At 64.4% G+C, this 18,226-nt stretch carries 16 protein-coding genes and 1 tRNA gene; 7 read left to right on the top strand and 10 right to left on the bottom strand.

What is annotated here, in order from left to right; all coding sequences use genetic code 11:
- Positions 1 to 72 precede the first annotated feature (72 nt).
- Entirely contained in the window at positions 73 to 1,077 is a 1,005-nt protein-coding gene (locus HZF03_RS11580; RefSeq protein WP_119017298.1) for an AraC family transcriptional regulator, read from the bottom strand.
- A gap of 302 nt (positions 1,078 to 1,379) precedes the next feature.
- On the opposite strand from HZF03_RS11580, the gene HZF03_RS11575 reads away from it, so the two are divergent.
- Positions 1,380 to 1,469: transfer RNA gene (locus tag HZF03_RS11575), tRNA-Ser, on the top strand.
- 533 nt (positions 1,470 to 2,002) lie between these two features.
- Here HZF03_RS11575 and HZF03_RS11565 read toward each other — a convergent pair.
- Positions 2,003 to 2,299 carry a hypothetical protein gene (locus HZF03_RS11565; protein ID WP_119017300.1) on the bottom strand — a complete coding sequence of 99 codons (297 nt, stop codon included), beginning with the start codon at positions 2,297 to 2,299 and terminating at the stop codon, positions 2,003 to 2,005.
- A 302-nt stretch (positions 2,300 to 2,601) separates the two neighbouring features.
- On the opposite strand from HZF03_RS11565, the gene HZF03_RS11560 reads away from it, so the two are divergent.
- Positions 2,602 to 3,702, top strand: coding sequence for a threonine aldolase family protein (locus HZF03_RS11560; protein ID WP_119017301.1), 1,101 nt, complete (start codon positions 2,602 to 2,604; stop codon positions 3,700 to 3,702).
- 11 nt (positions 3,703 to 3,713) lie between these two features.
- Here the strand turns inward: HZF03_RS11560 and HZF03_RS11555 are convergent, their stop codons facing one another.
- From HZF03_RS11555 to HZF03_RS11530, 6 genes are read right to left on the bottom strand one after another with little or no spacing between them, the layout of a single operon-like run.
- Positions 3,714 to 5,093: a nitrogenase component 1 gene (locus HZF03_RS11555; protein WP_119017302.1), complete on the bottom strand. Its 1,380-nt coding sequence runs from the start codon at positions 5,091 to 5,093 to the stop codon at positions 3,714 to 3,716.
- Between the two features lie 12 nt (positions 5,094 to 5,105).
- Positions 5,106 to 6,611 (bottom strand): nitrogenase component 1, encoded by a 1,506-nt coding sequence (locus tag HZF03_RS11550; RefSeq protein ID WP_119017303.1) that lies wholly within the window; start codon positions 6,609 to 6,611, stop codon positions 5,106 to 5,108.
- A gap of 28 nt (positions 6,612 to 6,639) precedes the next feature.
- Positions 6,640 to 7,953 carry an O-acetylhomoserine aminocarboxypropyltransferase/cysteine synthase family protein gene (locus tag HZF03_RS11545; RefSeq protein WP_119017304.1) on the bottom strand — a complete coding sequence of 438 codons (1,314 nt, stop codon included), beginning with the start codon at positions 7,951 to 7,953 and terminating at the stop codon, positions 6,640 to 6,642.
- A gap of 35 nt (positions 7,954 to 7,988) precedes the next feature.
- Positions 7,989 to 8,690, bottom strand: a complete 702-nt coding sequence (locus HZF03_RS11540; protein WP_011157914.1) for a methionine ABC transporter permease — start codon at positions 8,688 to 8,690, stop codon at positions 7,989 to 7,991.
- Entirely contained in the window at positions 8,644 to 9,777 is a 1,134-nt protein-coding gene (locus HZF03_RS11535; RefSeq protein ID WP_119017305.1) for a methionine ABC transporter ATP-binding protein, read from the bottom strand. Before HZF03_RS11535 ends, HZF03_RS11540 begins: the two co-directional genes overlap by 47 nt.
- Before the next feature lie 8 nt (positions 9,778 to 9,785).
- Positions 9,786 to 10,568: a MetQ/NlpA family ABC transporter substrate-binding protein gene (locus tag HZF03_RS11530; protein ID WP_119017306.1), complete on the bottom strand. Its 783-nt coding sequence runs from the start codon at positions 10,566 to 10,568 to the stop codon at positions 9,786 to 9,788.
- Between the two features lie 492 nt (positions 10,569 to 11,060).
- Here HZF03_RS11530 and HZF03_RS11525 point away from each other — a divergent pair, with 492 nt between their 5' ends.
- On the top strand, positions 11,061 to 12,107 hold the full coding sequence (locus HZF03_RS11525) for an isopenicillin N synthase family dioxygenase (RefSeq protein WP_119017307.1): 1,047 nt from the start codon (positions 11,061 to 11,063) through the stop codon (positions 12,105 to 12,107).
- Positions 12,108 to 12,208: 101 nt separating this feature from the next.
- Here the strand turns inward: HZF03_RS11525 and HZF03_RS11520 are convergent, their stop codons facing one another.
- Together HZF03_RS11520 and HZF03_RS11515 are read right to left on the bottom strand one after the other, a co-directional pair.
- Positions 12,209 to 13,381, bottom strand: coding sequence for a trans-sulfuration enzyme family protein (locus HZF03_RS11520; protein WP_119017308.1), 1,173 nt, complete (start codon positions 13,379 to 13,381; stop codon positions 12,209 to 12,211).
- A gap of 1 nt (position 13,382) precedes the next feature.
- Positions 13,383 to 14,780 (bottom strand): pyridoxal-phosphate dependent enzyme, encoded by a 1,398-nt coding sequence (locus HZF03_RS11515; RefSeq protein ID WP_104512981.1) that lies wholly within the window; start codon positions 14,778 to 14,780, stop codon positions 13,383 to 13,385.
- A gap of 469 nt (positions 14,781 to 15,249) precedes the next feature.
- Between HZF03_RS11515 and HZF03_RS11510 the strand changes: the two genes are divergently transcribed.
- Genes HZF03_RS11510 through HZF03_RS11495 form a run of 4 tightly spaced genes read left to right on the top strand, consistent with a single transcriptional unit; the run spans position 15,250 to position 18,014 of the window.
- Positions 15,250 to 15,633, top strand: a complete 384-nt coding sequence (locus HZF03_RS11510) for a NifB/NifX family molybdenum-iron cluster-binding protein (protein WP_011157908.1) — start codon at positions 15,250 to 15,252, stop codon at positions 15,631 to 15,633.
- On the top strand, positions 15,630 to 16,553 hold the full coding sequence (locus tag HZF03_RS11505) for a radical SAM protein (protein WP_119017310.1): 924 nt from the start codon (positions 15,630 to 15,632) through the stop codon (positions 16,551 to 16,553). Before HZF03_RS11510 ends, HZF03_RS11505 begins: the two co-directional genes overlap by 4 nt.
- A 45-nt stretch (positions 16,554 to 16,598) precedes the next feature.
- A complete protein-coding gene (locus HZF03_RS11500) occupies positions 16,599 to 17,474 on the top strand; it encodes a nucleotide-binding protein (RefSeq protein ID WP_119017311.1) in 876 nt (291 codons plus the stop codon).
- A 42-nt stretch (positions 17,475 to 17,516) separates the two neighbouring features.
- Positions 17,517 to 18,014, top strand: coding sequence for a cupin domain-containing protein (locus HZF03_RS11495; protein ID WP_119017312.1), 498 nt, complete (start codon positions 17,517 to 17,519; stop codon positions 18,012 to 18,014).
- Positions 18,015 to 18,226 lie beyond the last annotated feature (212 nt).

The following is an 18,226-nucleotide window of genomic DNA, read 5'->3' as shown; positions in this document are numbered from 1 at the left end:
GGTTAGCCAAGACGGCGTCACCTGCCTATGCACAACTCGACGGAGCGGCGCAGGCGGCGACCGGAGCACCTGTCAGCGCCGGCGTGCCAGGGTCTCAGAGGGCAGCTCGCCGTGGCGGCGGCGATAGTCGTTGGCGAAATGGCCGAGATTGGTGAAGCCGCAGGCGAATGCCACCGAGGTGACCGAACGCGACGGATCCCCCGACAGCAGCATCTCGCGCGCCTTGTTCAGCCGCACCGCCTTGGCAAACGCCATCGGCGAATAGCCGCGGTGCTTCTGAAAGGCCTTGAACAGGCTGCGAACACCGACGTTGGTCACGGCGGCAAGATCGACGATGGTGATCGCCCGATTCCAGGACGCCTCGATGAATTCCTCGGCAACGCGGACGTAATCAGGAGCGGTATCCCGGGCGTCGCGGTCGAGCTGGCTGCTGTAATTGTGCCGCGTCACGCTCAAAAACGACACCACCAGCGCCTGCTGCATCTCGCGCAGCATGAACGGAGGCATCACCGGAGCCGCCGGATCGACGTGACGGGCAACGTACAAGGCGAGATCGCGCAGCGCCGACGCGCCGCGATCGTCGCAGGATAGATGCGACGTGAAGGTCAACTTGCCGCGCGGCTTGACGCCGAGCAGCGCCTCCAGCGTGGTCGTTAGAGTCGCACTGGTGATCCGTAGGATCATCTGCTGGTAGTCGGGGCCGAATTCGAGCCGTGACGGCGTGCCGGCGGACGAAACACACCAATGCTCGGGATCGACCTCCACGCTGGACGAGCCGGACGAGGTCCGGCTGCTGCCGCGTAGCGCGATCTGCACCCGCGCGAAATCAGTCTCGTCGAACTCCGCCACCGCTGGCGCCGCATAGGCGCAGAAGCCCAGCCCGGTGCCGTCCAGCGCGACATAGCTGCCGAATCCCTCAAAGCCCTCCGCCTCCGCCACGAAGTCGCGGGCGCCATAGACCGACAGCATCGCCTCGCGCATCGCTTCTGGGTCGCGGGTGTGAACGACAGGGGCACGATTGAGCGGATGATCGATCGGCTCGGCGTTCGGACGAACGTCAAACTCGGGCTTACGCATTCCAACGAACTCACTTCCCCGGGGGAAACCTCGTCCCCGCGGCGAGAAACCGATTGATTAACCCTAATGCGCCCTTCTCCGCTGCACCGCTCAAGATCGGTACGGTACTGCTCGCCGAGCGCACCGCTTTAACCAAAATCGGGCATAATGGCAGGCTGACCGATCGCTTCGGCTTTTCAAAAGGCGTTCAGTCAAGACGTTGACCCCGCCGGGCAATCCACCCTAAACAAGCGCAGCGGACGCCGTCGCAACCGCAAGCTGGCGGCCTCGTTTCCGCTTTCTCACGATGACGGTTCCAATCTGGAAGGGTGGCCGAGTGGTTTAAGGCACCGGTCTTGAAAACCGGCGTGGGTGCAAGCCCACCGTGGGTTCGAATCCCACCCCTTCCGCCATAAACCGTTGAGATATTTGCACTGCAGCATTTTTTTTGTTGCAGACAGCCCCTCCGGCATCGGTGGCGCGACTTGCCGACTGCCCTTAGAATTGCCGGTCGTCCATCCCTATCCAATAGCGACGCTCAATCTTATTAGAGCGCTTTGCTCACGATGCCTGATGTCGGCGACGCCAAATCGTTGCTGCCTGCGCCGATGGCTTGGACGTCACCTGCCCCCCCGGAGAACCTCGTGCTTCGCCTCCACCTATTCGAAACCTCACCGCAACAGGATGCTGGCGGCCGGTGCCGGACGTTTGAACACTTTCCCGAAATATACGAGCGATCCCGACATTCCCGGCGGAATGACCGGCTACACCAGCCCAACTTCGGCCGAGCCAACGCTCCGGGAATGGCATGACTTCACGCTGGCCACCGCTCCCGCGACACCAGAACTCCTGAGGCAATTGCTCGCGCACTGGACGTTCGAACACACCCATCCGCTGGCCGATGGCAACGGGCGCATAGGTTGCTACCTCGTTATCGGACAATCGCCTAACGCGACAAAATCCAGGGCAGACGTAATTCGAGTGCACATTCGATGATGTCGAGTTTGAGGGCTTGGTTGAGGTAGTATTCTTCGCGGAAGGCCTCAGATATCCATATTGGCGAGCTACCGCGCCGTCCGCTCCAGCCAAGCACACCGATGGCCTCGGCCTCCACCAGTTTACGCCCGGCATGCGCGCGCGACAGGCTCGACCCACTTGCCAGCGCATTGGCCGAGACGATGCTGGTCATGATCTTGTCTTCAGCGAAGGCCTCGTGGTCAGCGGCCGCTATCAAGCGGCGCATGAGAATGCCGCCTTCTTCGCCAGCGAGTACAGACTTTACATGATCAGGCTCCGGTCAAAGTTTGACAGGCGTCCGTGAGACACACGCGCTTTGCAGCCACTCTTTGACCGAGGGAGATAGCCTTTCTCCTTTTAGGAGCTCCGCAGCATAGTTCGCCCTTTTGGGTTCGATCTTTGGCATTCGGTTGGATCGCTATTCCGGTTTGTAATGGTCCAACGAATAATGTTGGCTTCCGCCCGGTAAGTACCCGCGACGGCCGGCGTCGCATGGCCACCCAGTCTCCATCAGCGTGACATAGCACCGTGATCTACGCCCCCGCCCCTGACGATCCGCGACTGCCGCCTGTGCGGATCAATCTGCTGTCGGACACCCAGACTCAGCCCAGTGCGGCGATGCGGGAGGCGATGGCGCGGGCGCCGGTGGGAGACGAACAGATCGGTGCCGATCCGACCGTGAACGCGCTGTGCGCTCGTGTCGCCGATCTGCTCGGCAAGGAGGCGGCGGTGTTCATGGCGTCCGGCACGATCTGCAACATTGCGGCGACGTTGGCGCATTGCCGAGCCGGCGACGAAATTCTCGCGCACGAGACGTCCCATGTCGTCTCGCTAGAGGGCTGCACACACGCGGCTCTCGGCGGCTTTCAGATCCACCCGCTGCCGGGCGCAGGCGGTCAGTTCTCCGCTGAAACGCTGCGATCGGCGCTGCATCGGCCAGACCGGCATCAGGCGAGGCAGAGCCTGGTGTGCGTCGAGCAGACCACCAATCTCGGCGGCGGCACGGTGTGGAACGCTTTGACGCTCCGGCAGATCGCGGAATTGGCTCGCGCCAATGGATTAGCCACCCATATGGACGGTGCTCGCCTGATGAACGCCAGCGTCGCCAGCGGCATCTCGCCCCGGCAGATCGCCGCCGGCTGGGACTCGGTGTGGATCGACTTCAGCAAGGGCCTCGGCGCGCCGCTCGGTGCCGTGCTGGCGGGATCGCGCGACTTTATCGACGAGGTCTGGCTGTGGAAGCAACGGCTCGGCGGGTCGCTGCGTCAGGCCGGCATTTCCGCAGCCGCTTGCCTGTATGCGCTCGACCACAATGTCGGTCGCCTCGCTGAGGATCACGCCAATGCTCGATTGTTCGCGGCAGGCTTATCGCAGATCGACGGCGTGAGCGCTGCACCGCCGGAGACCAACCTGGTCTATTTCGACGTCTCCGGTGCCGCGTGGCCAAAGCAGGCATTGGTCGACGCGCTGAGGGCCCGTGGTGTGTTGATCTCGATCCTCAGCGGCCGGCTACGCGCCTGCACGCATCTCGACGTCACGCCGGCGATGATCCGAGAAGCGCTCGCAGTGATCCGCGACGTGGTCGAAGGCGATACGACGGCCCGGATCGGCCGCAGCGCACAGATCTGAGCTGAGCCCTGTCAGGCCATGGTGCTGGCGCGCACCACCGTGGTGTAGGTTCGCTCGATCAACTGCAACGCGCCGCGATAGCCGACATAGGCGCGCGACAACACCACCTCGTCGGTGCACGGATAGCCGATCTCGACCAGCGGCGCCCCGATCTCGTCGGCCAGCGCCGCCTCCCAGGTCGAGCCGAACACGATCGGAAGCTCGCCGGTGAAATCAGTGGCGCGTACGATGTCGTGGATGCGCTTGCCGTCCTGCTCGAACACGGCTTCGGCGCCGGAATGCTCAGCGAGCGCGCGGTACTGCTTCTGGATCGTCTCGCGCAGCTCCTCAGGCGGATTCTCGCTGATCACAAACGGTCCCGGATTGAGGCCGAGCTGCTCGACCAGGAAGCTCGCGACCGCGAGACTATAGGCGCTCTCACTGATCACGACCGCTTGCGACGGCAGGCGGTACTGGCTGGTCGAGCCGGCATAGAAGCAGGCGAAGTCGCGCAGATAGATGTAGTGCTCCTTCTCCTCCTGCGCGATAAACGCTTCGGCGCGGGCGCGGTCGAGCCCGGCGAACTCCACGACGCGCCGAAGAAATGCGCTGGTCGCCTTGGCGCCGATCGGGATCGTCGGCTCGTGCAGGAACGGCTGGCCGTAAAGCTCCTCGAGATGTTGCGCGGTCGACAGCCCGAGCCAGGGCGACAGCACCAGATTGAACTGCGCCCGCGGGATCGCGCGCCATTCCGCGACGCCGGCCGAAGCCGGGCCGAACAGAATATTCACCTGAAGGCCGATGCCTTCGAGGATGCGGCGGATCTCGGACAGATCGCCGCGCCAGAACGGATTCTGATACGGCAGCAGCGACCAGACATTGACCAGGCCATGCTGCAGCGGCGCATCGCCGGCGTCGACGAACTGATCGATAATGGCGCGGATCACCGTCTCATGGCCGGTGAAATTGTTGCCGCGATAGCCGCTGGTCTCGGCCACCACGATCGGCACGCCGCGCTTCTGATATTTGCGGACCACGCTGCCGACGTCGTCGCCGACAAGGCCTGGGATGCAGCCGGTCTGCACCACGAACAGATCAGCTTCCATCACCTTGAGCGTGGAAGCGATCAGCTCGTCGAGCCGGTCCGCGCCGCCGAAGATCACTTCCTGATTGCCGAGATTGGTGCTCGGCACGTGGAATTCGCCGCCCTGATAGGCGTTGATGCCGGACAGCGCGTGAAACTGCTTGGTGGCGCAGCCCGGCCCGCAATGCGTGATCGGGATCGCGCCGGGAATGGCGATCACGCTGGCGAGCGCGCCGAGGCTGCAGCCGTAGCGCACCTGCTCGATCGCGCCCGGCGAACTGCAGAAAGAACCGGTCGGGTCCTGGGTGTTGGTGACGGGAGACAGCATCGATGAACTTTCTCAGGCCGGCTCGAGGATCGGCGCGTAAGGATCGGTTTCAGCCAGCCACCACGGCTGATACGGAAACGAGCTGTGCGCGGCGACGTCTTCGTAAAACCGCTTGCGCGGCAGCACCCGCAGAATGGCGCGGCCGATGGTGAGCAGTCCCTCGTAGCCGAGCCCATCGTTGGAATAGAAGATCGGCAGCACCGGAATGCCCATCCGACCGGCCAGCACCGCAAGCGTACCGGTGTGACGGCAAATCACGAAATCAGGCTTCGCCCGCAATAGCGCGGCGTGGGCCTGGAAATGCTGATCGGGGCTCACCGTGTAGTTCGGAATATCGCCCCAGGCGTCGACCAGATGGCCGAGCGAATCCTGCTGCGGATCGCCGGAGTCGGTGGTGGGATCATGGTGGAACGAGAATGCGTCGTCGACGGTGACGCCGAGTTCGCGCAGATCCGCCAGCAGCCCGTGCGCGAAGGCGGCGCCGGCGGCGACGAAGCCGCGCTTGCCGGTCAGCGCCTTGCGCAAACGTGCCAGCTCCGGCGCAACGCGTGCCCGTTCGCTTGCGATCACCGCCTCGACCTTGTCGGACGTACCGGTCAGCCGTGCGATATCGCGCAGCCAGTTGTCGGTGGCGTCCAGCCCATAGGGCAGCGGCGCCCTCACCTCCGGCACGCCGAACTGCTGTTCGAGCCCGGTGGCGAGATACGACAGCACAAAGCACATCGTCACCGTGGCGGCGGCCTCCGACATCTGCGCGAGCCGCTCCAGCGTGTTGCCGCCCATCACCAGATTGACGCGCAGCCCGAGCGGATTGAGCAACGGCGAGAACACATCCGGACCGCCGAGATGGATGACATTGATCAGGTCAGGCTGCTTCCTTGGCGGCTCCGGCACCAGCCGGCGCAAGATGCCGTGCTCGATCACATCCCAGCCGCTCGACCAGTGCTTCGATTTGAAGCCCTCGCAATGCAGGGTGACGACCGGGATGCCGATCTCGTCCTCCACCCGCTTGGCCGCGCCATCAACATCATCGCCGATGATGCCGGTGGCACAGGAGGTTGCGACGAAGATCACCCGCGGCTTGTGGCGCTCATAAGCGTCGCGGATGGTGTCCTCCAGCCGCGCAACGCCGCCGAACACCATGTCCTGCTCGCCCAAATTGGTGCAGATCGACTTCGGATCTTCCAGCTTCCAGCCGCGCCGCGCCGCGAGATCGCGATAGTAGCGCGCGGTGAAGGATTGGCTGGCGGCGCAACCGATCGGCGAATGCTGCACCACCACCGAGTCCTGGATGATCGTGGCGTTGGTGACGGCAATGTGCTCGGCGCACATCGATGCCTGCGCGAACGGCGTCGACTGTTCGCACAGCCGTCGCCCCCCGTTCTCGCATCCCTTCGAACAGCCGAAGGTGAAGGCCGAGTCCTTGACCAATTGCCCGGCATTGCCATCCCATTGCGTGATGGTGCCGAGCCGCTGGTCGCGGGTTTCGACCTGGGGAGTCTTCAGATTGAGCGCCATGTGCGCCTCGCGGGTTCGCTAGCAGCTTTCAAGTGGCGTCGAGCGCCTGTGCGATGTCGGCGATGATATCGTCGACGCTCTCGATGCCGATCGACAGCCGGACGTAGCCGGGCGTGACGCCGGCGGCGAGCTGCTTGTCCGGCGCGAGCTGAGCGTGCGTCGTCGACGACGGGTGGATCGCGAGACTGTGGGCATCGCCGATATTGGCGACATGGAACAGCAGCTTCAGCGTGTCGATGAAGCGCCGGCCCGCCGCAAAGCCGCCCGGCAGTTCGAAGCCGACCAGCGCGCCGTAGCCGCCCTTCAGATAGGTGTCAGCGCGGCGCCGCGCCTCGCCGCTCTGCAGGCCGGGATAGATCACGCTCGCGACCTTCGGATGCTGAGCCAGATAGTCAGCGATCCGCGCCGCGTTCGCGGTCTGCTGGCGGATGCGCAGCGGCAGCGTCTCGACGCCCTGGATCAACTGAAAGGCGTTCTGCGGTGACAGCGCTGGGCCGAGGTCGCGCAGCAGGCCGGCACGCGCCGCAAACGCGTAGGCAACCGGGCCGAACGGGCGTGCGATGTCCGGCCAGTTGCGGCCGTTGTAGGACGGATCCGGACCGGTGATCAGCCGGTGACGGTCGGCGAACTCCTCCCACGGGAACTGGCCGCTATCGATGATGACGCCGCCGATCGTGGTGCCGTGGCCGCCGATGTATTTGGTAGCCGAATGCACCACGATGGCCGCGCCATGCTCGATCGGCCGCGCCAGCAGCGGCGCCGCGGTGTTGTCGATGATCAGCGGAATGCCGAAGCTGCGGCCGATGTCGGCGACTTCGCGGATCGGAAACACGTTGAGCTTCGGATTCGGCAGCGTCTCGCCGAAGTACAAGCGTGTCCGATCATCGGTGGCGGCGCGGAACGCCTCGGGATCGGACGGATCGACGAACCGGGCCTCGATCCCGAACTGCTTCAGCCGGTTGGCGAAGAAATTCCAGGTGCCGCCGTAGAGATCCGTGCCGGTGACGATGTTGTCGCCGGCCTGGACCAGCGTCAGCACCGACAGCGCCACCGCCGCCTGCCCCGACGCCAGGGCCAACGCGGCCGCCCCGCCCTCGATCGCCGCCAGGCGCTCCTCGAGCACATGCGCCGTCGGGTTGCCGATCCGCGAATAGACAAACCCGAACTCCTCGAAATTCACCAGCCGGTCGGCGCGTTCGGTGGTCTGCAGATCGAACGAAGTGCTCTGATAGATCGGCACCTGGGTCGCGCCGGTGGCCGGATCGGCGCGGAACGATCCGCCGTGGAGAGCGAGCGTGTCGATGTTGCCGGGAAGCAGTGGTTGCACGGTTTGCAGCGACATGAAGTCTTCCTTTGAAACAGAGCAGCGGCCTGAAATTACGCGCGGGATGCCGATCGCTTGCCGCGGGCGATACGGTGATTGACGGCGCGCGCAGCGGCGTCGCCGAGCAACTGAACGGATTGAACGATGGCGACCAACACGATCACGACCGCGGCCATCACTTCGGGCATGAAGCGCTGATAGCCGAACCGCACGCCGAGATCGCCGAGGCCACCGCCGCCGACGGTGCCGGCCATCGCCGAGTAGCCGATCAGGCTCACCAGCGCGACGGTCTGCCCGGCGACGATGCTCGGCAGTGCTTCCGGAATAATCACGCGAACGATGATCTGCAGCGGCGACGCACCGATCGCCTCGGCCGCCTCGATCAGGCCGCGATCAACCTCGCGCATCGCGGTCTCAGCAAGCCGCGCGAACAGCGGCGTGATCGCCACGGTGAGCGGCACGATCGCGGCGCTGGTGCCGACCGAGCTGCCGGCGACGAAACGTGTGAACGGGATGATCGCCACCATCAGGATGATGAAGGGCGTCGACCGGACCAAGTTGACCACGGTGCCGAGCACCCGATTGAAGATCGGTAGCGGCAGGATGTGGCCTGGCGAGGTCACCACCAGCAGGACGCCGAGCGGCAATCCGAGCGCCGTCGAGACCACAGCCGCGACCGAGACCATGTAGGCGGTCTGTTTGAGCGACTCAACGAGCAGCGCTGTGACGGCGGGCGACAGCAGATCGAACGGCATGACCAATGACTTCCACGACTAATCCGAGGGAGGAAAGATGCGACAGCACGGCAGGCAGCTTCTCGCCGGCTCCGCCCGCCACCAGCGTCAGCACGCCGAGCGGCCGGTCGCCGACATAGTCGATCCGGCCATGCAAAATATTGGGCTGAATGCCGAACACGGAGACCAGATCGGCCACGATCGGATCGTGCGCCGCGGTTCCGGTGAACACGATCCGCAGGACTGGATCGCTCCCCGGCACAGCGGTCGGCAGAAGCTGCGCTGCCACCGGCGGCGGCAGTTCATGCGCCACCAGACCGGACAGGAATGACCGCGCCACAGCCGACTTCGGGAAAGCGAGTACGTCGAAGGTTGCTCCCTCCTCGACCACCCGACCGTGATCGAGCACCGCCACGCGGGTGGCGATGTCGCGCACCACATGCATCTCGTGGGTGATCAGCACGATGGTCAGACCGAGCTTGCGATTGATATCGCGCAGCAGCGCCAAGATCTGGTCGGTCGTCTCTGGATCGAGCGCCGAGGTTGCCTCGTCGCACAGCAGCACCGACGGATCGAGCGCCAGCGCCCGGGCAATCCCGACCCGCTGTTTCTGACCGCCCGATAGCTCGGATGGATAGGCGTCAGCCTTGTGCGCGAGTCCGACCAGCTCGAGCAGCGGCGGAATCCGCCGCGCAATCTCCGCACGCGGCAATCCCGCCACCTTGAACGGCAGCGCGACGTTGCCAGCGACGGTGTGCGACGACAGCACGTTGAAGTGCTGGAAGATCATGCCGATGTCGCGGCGGGCATTCCGCAGGGCGCGGCCGCGCAGGCTGGTGATCTCACGGCCCGATACGATCACCCGCCCTGCGCTCGGCCGCTCCAGCAGATTGATGCAGCGGACCAGCGTGCTCTTGCCAGCCCCGGACCGGCCAATGATGCCATGGATCTCGCCGCGCCGGATCGTCAGCGACACGTCATCGAGCACCGGTCCGGCCGCATCCGAAAACGTCTTGCTGAGATGCTCGATCCGGATCACCGCTTCGCGGGACACCTCGTCCCCGCCAGCGGCGCGGCTAAATTCGGCAGACGATGGGAGCGCGTTCATGCGATCCGTCACCAAGCTGCCAGGATGTTGCCGTTGAATTTCGTCGCGATGAACTGCTTCACCTCGGGTGACTGATAGCTTTCCACCAAGGTCTTGACCCAGGGCTTGTCAACGTCCTTGCGGGCAACGCCGATCAGGCAGACGTAGTCGGACTGCTCGCTTTCAATCAGCAGCGAATCCCGATTGGGAACGAGACCAGCACTCAGGGCGAAGAACGACGTGATGACCGAGAAGTCGACGTCTTCCAGCGACCGCGGCAGCTGCGCGGTTTCCATCGCCAGGATCTTCACCTTCTTCGGATTATCGACGATGTCGAGTTCCGTCGCGCTGAAATTGCTGCCCGGCGCGAGCTTGATCACGCCGCCGGCTTCCAGCAGCTTCAGCGCGCGTCCACCATTGGTGGGATCGTTCGGAATCGAGATCTTGGCGCCGACCGGCAGATCCGCGAGCGACTTGTACTTGCGGGAATAGCCGGCCATCGGCAGCAGGATGGTGCGACCGACCGAGACGATGTCGAGCCCGCGATCGCGATTCTGCTGATCGAGATATGGTGTGTGCTGGAACGCATTGGCGTCGAGCTCGCCATTATGGGTGGCGGTGTCGATCAGCGCGCCGTCGGAGAACTCAACCAGCTTGACGTCGAGTCCCTTGGCCTTGGCGACCGGTACCAGAGCCTCGGTGATCTGCGCATGCGGACCGCTGGTGACGCCGACGCGGATGGTCTCGGCGCCGGCAGCAGTGCCGACACCGATCGCGGCGGCGAGAATGACGGAGAATACGAGCGGTCGCATCAAGATAACTTCCCTTCCCAATTTCAAGACGCCTGCAGGTTTGGAGGCACAGCGAACACCAGCGACCGTTGTCAGCCAAGCGATCACACGCCTGCCCAAATAAGCTGCATCGGCCGATCAATGATCACCGATGCTAGATGCCACTCCCCGTGTTTTCAATTTTCGTGAGTAGTACGAACATCCAAATAAGACGCCTCGCAGACAACCTTCTTCGAAATCTACGCGAAGATTGAGACGAACCATCCGATAGGTATTTTCCGAAACAAGTGAGCCGCAGGTGATCGATACCGGCTCTCGGCGGTGCGCGCGCCTCGGCCACCGACGACCGACAATTCGGGTGGCAAGACCAACTCCGAAAGACCTCAGCAACGAAACAATTCCAGCAGACCAACACTGATCAACAGCACAACCGATGCTATTTTCGCCGAAGCCTCGACAGCATGTCGGCCGGTGCGCATCATTCGAAGCAGCCGACACAGTTGGAGCCAATCGATGACAGCCTCGCCCTCGCAGCTTCCCGTCCTCGACCTCAGCCGGTTTCGCAGCGACACCGCCGAGCGCGCGGAATTTCTCCGCGATGTCCGCGACGCCGCATTCGGTCCTGGATTTTTCTACCTTGTCGGACATGGCATCTCGGACCGGCTGATCCGGGACGTGCTGTTTGCCTCGCGTAATTTCTTTGCGCTCCCGGAGGCGGACAAGCTCGATATCGAGATGATCAACTCGCCGCATTTCCGCGGTTACACCCGCGCCGGCCGGGAATTCACCCGCGGCCAGCCGGATTGGCGCGAACAGCTCGATGTCGGCGCCGAACGCGAGGCGTTCCCCCTCAGCCGTTCGGCCCCGCCCTGGACCAGGTTGCAGGGCCCGAACCAATGGCCCGACGCGCTGCCGGAACTGAAACCGCTGCTGCTGCGCTATCAGCAGGAGGTGACGGAGCTTGCAATCAAAGTGCTGCGGGTGTTCGCCGCCGCGCTCGGCCAGGCCGAGGACGTGTTTGAACCGATCTACGTGCCCTCGCCCAACCAGCTGATCAAGATCATCCGCTATCCCGGCCGCGCAGCGGACGAGAGCGATCAGGGCGTCGGCGCCCACAAGGATTCCGGCTTCGTCACGATCCTACTGCAGGACACCGTGGCCGGTTTGCAGGTCGAAACTGCTGACGGCTGGATCGATGCACCGCCCCTCCCGGGCTCGTTCGTGGTCAATATCGGGGAGATCCTCGAGCTGGCGTCGAACGGCGCACTGCGCGCCAATGTGCACAGGGTGGTGTCACCGCCGCCGGACACCGACCGGCTGTCGGTTGCGTTCTTCCTTGGCGCGCGGCTTGACGCCACCGTGCCGGTGCTGACGCTGCCGCCGGAGCTCGCCGATTACGCCCGCGGCGTCACGCAGGATCCGCAGAACCCGTTGTTCCGCGACGTCGGACGCAACTATCTCAAGGGTCGGCTGCGCTCACACCCGGACGTGGCCGAGCGTCACCATGCCGATCTGTTGGACGAATATGCCATCAAGCCGGGCCTCGCGGCGGCGTATTAGACGGTCACGAGCGCTCCCATTAATTGCTTCTAAAACAATAAAGATGCCCGGCACATGCCGGGCATCGAAGATAGCTCAGAAGCCGTTGTCCGGCCGGCCGATCACAGGATGGACAGCGCCTGCTCGAGATCGTCGGTCAGGTCCTCGACGTCTTCGATACCGATCGACAGCCGGATCAGATTGGGCGTGATCTCGCGCGCCAGCCGATCGGCTTCCGGCAGTGAGCCATGGCTCATGGTCCACGGCTGCCCGACCAGGCTCTCCACGGCGCCCAGACTTTCCGCCAGCGCGAACAACCTGAAGCGGCTCAGCACATCGACGACCTGCTGCTCGTCGGCCTTCAGATAGGCTGCCACCATGCCGCCGCCGCCATCCATCTGGCGCACCGCGAGCGCGTGCTGCGGATGACTGTTGAGCCCGGGATAGACCACCCGCTCGATCTTGGGATGGGCGTCGAGCCAGCGGGCGACCGCCAGCGCATTCGAACTGTGGCGTTGCACCCGCAGCGGCAGCGTCTTGATGCCGCGCAGCGCCAGGAAGCTGGAGAACGGATCGAGGATGCCTCCTGTGGCGTTCTGCAGGAACTGCAGCTTTTGCGCCAAGTCCGGATCACGCACCACGATCGCGCCGCCGACGATGTCGGAATGGCCGCCGATGTACTTCGTCACCGAATGCACCACGATGTCGATGCCGTGCTCCAGCGGGCGCTGCACCGCCGGCGAAGCGAAGGTGTTGTCGACCACGGTGAGCACGCCGCGCTCGCGGCCGATCGCGGCGACCGCTTCGAGATCGGCGAGGCGCAGCGTCGGGTTGCTCGGTGTCTCGATCCAAATGAAGGCCGTGTTCGGCTGGATGGCGTCGCGCAGCGCGTCGAGATTGGCCGGATCGACATGGGTGATCGTCAGGCCGGCGGAATGGCTGCGCACCCGATGGAACAGCCGCCAGCTTCCGCCATAGAGATCGTCCGACGCGACGATGTGACTGCCCTGCCCGGCGATCTCCAAGAGTGCCGCCTCGGCCGCGAGGCCGGAGGCGAAAGCGAAGCCGGCGTGGCCGCGCTCGGCGTCTGCGATCGCGGCCTCGAACGCGGCGCGCGTCGGGTTCTGCGAGCGCGCGTATTCGTAACCCTTGTGCACGCCCGGCGCCGACTGGACGAAGGTCGAGGTGGCGTAGATCGGGGTCGTCACCGCACCGGTCGTCGGATCGAAATGCTGGCCGCCGTGCACCGCGCGGGTATTGGCCCCGCGCTGCCGCAGGTTGGTGGTCTTATCCATGTCAGTGCACCTTGCTACGCAAATGGTTGATCAGGTCGATCCTGGTGATCAGGCCGAGGAAGCGCGAGCCGTCGACGACCACGACGACCAGGCCGCGATCGAACACCGGCATCAGGCTCTCGAACGGTGCCGACGCCTCGACGGTTTCGACCCGCTTGCTCATCGCCGAGTGCACCGGCTCGGCGAATTTGGCCGGATCGCCGATCGTCGCCATCAACAGATCGGACTCGTCGATGATGCCGACGACGTGATCGTCGACCAGCACCGGCAGTTGCGACACCTCGTACAGCTTCATCCGCGAATACGCGAAGTTCAGCGTATCCTCGGGAGCAACCGTGATCGAAGCGCCCTCGTCATGGCGACGCACGATCAGGTCGCGCAGATCCCCGTCATGCCGGCGCGGGACGAAGCCTTGATCGGCCATCCAGGTATCATTGAACATCTTCGACAGATATTTGTTGCCGCCGTCCGGCAGCAGCGTCACCACCCGCTTCGGCCGGGTCTGCTCGCGGCAATAGCGCAGCGCAGCCGCCAGCAGCGTGCCCGACGACGAGCCGGCGAGAATCCCCTCCCGTCGCAGCAACTCACGCGCAGCGTGGAAGGATTCTGCGTCGGTCACGGTGTAGCCGCGTGTGACCAGCTTCAGTTCGGCATTGCTCGGGACGAAGTCCTCGCCGATGCCCTCGACCAGCCAGCTTCCGACAGGGCCTGGCTCCCGCCCTTCGACCACGTCGACCAGCACGGAGCCTTTCGGATCGGCCAGAATGATCTCGGTCGATGGCGAGGCGCGCTGAAAGAACCGCGCGATCCCTGTCAGCGTGCCGCCGGAGCCGATGCCGCACACCACTGCGTCGACGCGCCGATCCATCTGCTCCCAGATTTCCGGCGCGGTGCCGTATTCATGCGCGAGCGGGTTGGCCGGATTGGCGAACTGATTGACGAACACCGCGCCAGGGGTTTCGGAAGTGATCTTCTGGGCAAGATCCTGATAGTAAGCCGGGTGCCCCTTGCCGACGTCGGAGCGGGTCATCACCACCTCGGCACCCATTGCCTTCAGGTGCAGCACCTTTTCGCGGCTCATCTTGTCCGGGATGACGAGAACCAGCCGGTAGCCCTTCAGCGCGGCGATCAGCGCCAGCCCGAGGCCGGTGTTGCCGGCGGTGGCTTCGACCAGGGTCCCGCCCGGCCGCAGTTCGCCGCTGCGCTCGAACGCCTCGATCATCGCCAGCGCCGGTCGATCCTTGATCGAACCGCCTGGATTCTGGCCTTCGAGTTTGGCGAACAACCGGCACGGGCCGGCATCCAGCCGTGTCAGTTGCACCAGGGGCGTGTTTCCGATCAGATCGATCAGCCCCTTGGGCGTACGATCCTTCGGTGTGGCAAGACGGGCCAGGCTCACGATGTATTCTCTCGATCTTCCGCGATTGCAGCTGGGGAACGTCGTCACCGCCGCGGATGCAGATCAAAGTGGGCCGCACGACTCTGCGGCGTCAATATGCGCAACGCATTTCAGTAAGAACGCGATCCCCACCACAGCATCGGCAGCAAATTTGTATCGCGCAGCCGAGCTGACGGAGATCTTGATTTCCGTCTTCTGAGTGCGTCGCCCGCTCACACCAGCGCGGAACTGAGGCGGATCACGTTTGTGGAATCGATCGCTCCTGCGAGGTCGATCGGATGCCTCGCGTTGAAGGCAACGCCGTACCGGCCATCACGCGACGTAGCATCGATTTGATCGCCGAGTGATTTGAACAGAATGTGTATCATCTTCGGCGAGCGACAACGAAAGCCATTGCTCCGGCCAATCGGCTACCTAATCGATCATCCGCCTTGCAGGCGGATGGGGTGTGTTAGCTGCGTGGGGCTGCATGGGATCGCCATCATCGGAGTCCGGACTGATCAAGGTCGCAATTGCCACCGGCAACGGTGTCGGCGTCACCGAGCATTTCGGCTATGCGACCGACTTCCAGATCTGGGATGTGTCGACATCGACTCCGCGGCTGCTCGAGACCCGCCGCAACATTCCCGGCTGTGGTGCCGACCGCAGTGCGGCGCAGCAGCGCGATCCGCTCGACGTCTCGGTCGATCTCGTAGCCGACTGCCGCGCCGTCGTGGTCGCCAAGATCGGCGAATGCGGCGTCAATCGTCTTGCTGAACTCAACATCCTCGCGTTCGAGACCGACGACACCGTCGACAGCGTGGTGCGTGAGCTGGCTGAGAGCAGCTTGCTGCGGGAGCGCTGCCCCGCATGACGATATCGCTGAACTCCAGTGCCGACGCCTTGCAGCGCGCGACGCCAGCGTTCCCGGCGCTGGAAGGCCGGCATCCGTGTTTCAGCACCACGTCGGAAGGTCATGCCGCCGCGGCGCGGCTGCACCTGCCGGTCAGCCCTGGTTGCAACATCGACTGCTCGTTCTGCAAACGCGACTTCAACCGCAGCGACCAGCGCCCGGGCGTCGCGACGCGGCTTCTGTCCCCGGAGGACGCCGAAGCGGTGGTCGAACGCGCGCTTGAGCTCTGCCCTTCCCTTGCTGTGGTCGGGATTGCCGGCCCAGGCGATCCGCTGGCGACCGATCATGCGCTCGACACCTTCGCACGAATTCGTGCGCGTTGGCCGCAACTGACGCTGTGCCTCTCCACCAACGGGCTGATGCTGCCATCACGGATCGAAGAGATTGCCGCGGTGGGGATCGAGACCCTCACGGTGACGGTCAACGCCGTCGATCCGGAGATCCAGGCCACGATCACGCCCAAGATCGCCTGGCAACGCCATCGCCTCGATGGCCGCGCTGCGGCCGAGCGGCTGATCGGCAACCAGCTCGAAGGCATCGCGCTTGCTGCCGCGCTCGGCCTCACCATCAAGGTGAACACCGTGCTGATCCCCACCGTCAATGAGGACCACATCGGTGACGTCGCGGCCGAAGTTGCGGCCGCCGGCGCACGGATGATCAACATCATCCCGCTGATCCCGCAGCACCGTTTCGCCAATCTGCCGGCGCCGAGCCTGATGCGGCGCTACGTCGCCCGCGCCGAGGCCGAGCGTCATTTGCGCGTGTTCCACGATTGCCAACGCTGCCGCGCCGATGCCTGCGGCGTTCCCGGGCTCAGCGACTACACCGCCGCGCTTTACGGCGACGATCTCCTTGCCGAGCCGACCTTTTCGCACGGCTGACGCCTTCCCCCACACGCATTCGACAATTCTGAATAGGAGCCGACCATGGCCAACAAACTGAAGCAGATCGCCATCTATGGGAAAGGCGGGATCGGCAAGTCCACCACCACCTCCAACATCAGTGCGGCCCTTGCGGAGGCCGGCTACAAGGTGATGCAGTTCGGCGCCGACCCGAAGGCTGACTCGACCAACACGCTCCGCGGCGGCGCCTACATCCCGTCGGTGCTCGACCTGCTGGCGGAGCGCCGTCGCGTCGACGCCTACGAGGCGATATTTCAAGGCTTCGGCGGCATCTATTGCGTCGAGGCCGGCGGCCCTCAGCCAGGCGTCGGTTGCGCCGGCCGTGGCATCATCACCGCGGTCGAACTCCTGAAGCAGCAGCGGGTGTTTGAAGAACTCGACCTCGATTACGTGATCTACGACGTGCTGGGGGACGTGGTGTGCGGCGGCTTCGCGGTGCCGGTGCGCGAGGGAATCGCCGAACATGTGTTCACCGTATCGTCGTCGGACTTCATGGCAGTCTATGCCGCCAACAACCTGTTCCGCGGCATCGAGCGGTTCTCCAACTCGGGCGGCGCCCTGCTCGGCGGCATCATCGCCAATTCGATCAATACCGACTTCCAGCGCGACGTGATCGACGATTTCGCCGCGCGCACCGCGACACCGATCGTCCAATACGTGCCGCGCTCCTTGACCGTCACCCAGGCCGAACTCAGCGGACGCACAACGATCGAAGCTGCACCGCAATCCGCGCAGGCCGAGATCTATCGCCAACTCGCGCGCCGCATCGCCGAGCACACCGAGTCCAAGGTCCCAACGCCGCTTGATCCGCAGCAGCTCCGCGAATGGTCGAGCAGCTGGGCGGATCGGCTGGTCGCGGCGGAACAAGCCGAGGCCGAGCGCGACCGCGCGGTCGCCTGACGCTCCGCGACTCCACCCTGTAGGCACTCACGAGGACCAACGATGGCAACTCTCCTGTTCGACGATGGACGCGAGGCGACGGCCGCTGAAATCGAGGCAATCGCACGCGCGCATCGCATCGTGGTGGAGCATCACCCGGTGCCGACGGCACTGGCGGAAACACTAACGCGACCGCTGCTCGACGACACCGCGGCCGCGGCCGTGCTTGACGCACTGCCGCCGCGCCCGGAGTTTCCCTCGCGCGACCTGATCGTGCTGCATCCGGAACGGCCGGATAACGAGCAGCTCGCCACCAAATTCGAGAACTGGCATCGCCACGCCGGCGACGAGATCCGTCACATCCTCGATGGGGCCGGCATTTTCGGCGTCATCGTCGACGGGCAGCGTGCCGATCTTCACGTTGGCCCAGGCGATTTCATCGTGGTCCCGGCGGGCCTCGAGCACAATTTCCGCCTCACCGCCGCCCGCCGTATCAAAGCCGTGCGCTATCTCAGCGATGCCGAGGGTTGGTCGGCCGAGTTCACCGGTCGAGCGGCCTGACTCGGAACGCGACGGACTTTCCGCCGGGAACGACCAGCGGCCGGCAAGAACGATCGCTCCGGAGAACGCCACTCCGCGAGCGATTTGTTCTCCACCCAACTAACAGCGCAGCAGCATCTTTCAAACTGCTTGGCGCATGTTGTGTTCGATCGGAGAACGTCCTTAGATCGCGGAGTAGTTCGTTCCGCCGAACGCGTCATTGACGGCATCCG

The sequence above is a fragment of the Rhodopseudomonas palustris genome (assembly GCF_013415845.1).
Classification (GTDB): Bacteria; Pseudomonadota; Alphaproteobacteria; order Rhizobiales; family Xanthobacteraceae; genus Rhodopseudomonas; species Rhodopseudomonas palustris_F.
The sequence above is the reverse complement of the archived record's forward strand: the minus strand, read 5'-3'. Positions and strand labels throughout refer to the sequence as shown.

Bases quoted from the DNA above. Each gene is read 5' to 3' on its own strand.
- HZF03_RS11535 (WP_119017305.1), bottom strand. From the start codon at position 9,777: ATGAACGCGCTCCCATCGTCTGCCGAATTTAGCCGCGCCGCTGGCGGG.
- HZF03_RS11525 (WP_119017307.1), top strand. From the start codon at position 11,061: ATGACAGCCTCGCCCTCGCAGCTTCCCGTCCTCGACCTCAGCCGGTTT.
- HZF03_RS11550 (WP_119017303.1), bottom strand. From the start codon at position 6,611: ATGGCGCTCAATCTGAAGACTCCCCAGGTCGAAACCCGCGACCAGCGG.
- HZF03_RS11520 (WP_119017308.1), bottom strand. From the start codon at position 13,381: ATGGATAAGACCACCAACCTGCGGCAGCGCGGGGCCAATACCCGCGCG.
- HZF03_RS11495 (WP_119017312.1), top strand. From the start codon at position 17,517: ATGGCAACTCTCCTGTTCGACGATGGACGCGAGGCGACGGCCGCTGAA.
- HZF03_RS11530 (WP_119017306.1), bottom strand. From the start codon at position 10,568: ATGCGACCGCTCGTATTCTCCGTCATTCTCGCCGCCGCGATCGGTGTC.
- HZF03_RS11580 (WP_119017298.1), bottom strand. From the start codon at position 1,077: ATGCGTAAGCCCGAGTTTGACGTTCGTCCGAACGCCGAGCCGATCGAT.
- HZF03_RS11510 (WP_011157908.1), top strand. From the start codon at position 15,250: ATGGGATCGCCATCATCGGAGTCCGGACTGATCAAGGTCGCAATTGCC.
- HZF03_RS11500 (WP_119017311.1), top strand. From the start codon at position 16,599: ATGGCCAACAAACTGAAGCAGATCGCCATCTATGGGAAAGGCGGGATC.
- HZF03_RS11540 (WP_011157914.1), bottom strand. From the start codon at position 8,690: ATGCCGTTCGATCTGCTGTCGCCCGCCGTCACAGCGCTGCTCGTTGAG.
- HZF03_RS11505 (WP_119017310.1), top strand. From the start codon at position 15,630: ATGACGATATCGCTGAACTCCAGTGCCGACGCCTTGCAGCGCGCGACG.
- HZF03_RS11565 (WP_119017300.1), bottom strand. From the start codon at position 2,299: ATGCGCCGCTTGATAGCGGCCGCTGACCACGAGGCCTTCGCTGAAGAC.
- HZF03_RS11545 (WP_119017304.1), bottom strand. From the start codon at position 7,953: ATGTCGCTGCAAACCGTGCAACCACTGCTTCCCGGCAACATCGACACG.
- HZF03_RS11555 (WP_119017302.1), bottom strand. From the start codon at position 5,093: ATGCTGTCTCCCGTCACCAACACCCAGGACCCGACCGGTTCTTTCTGC.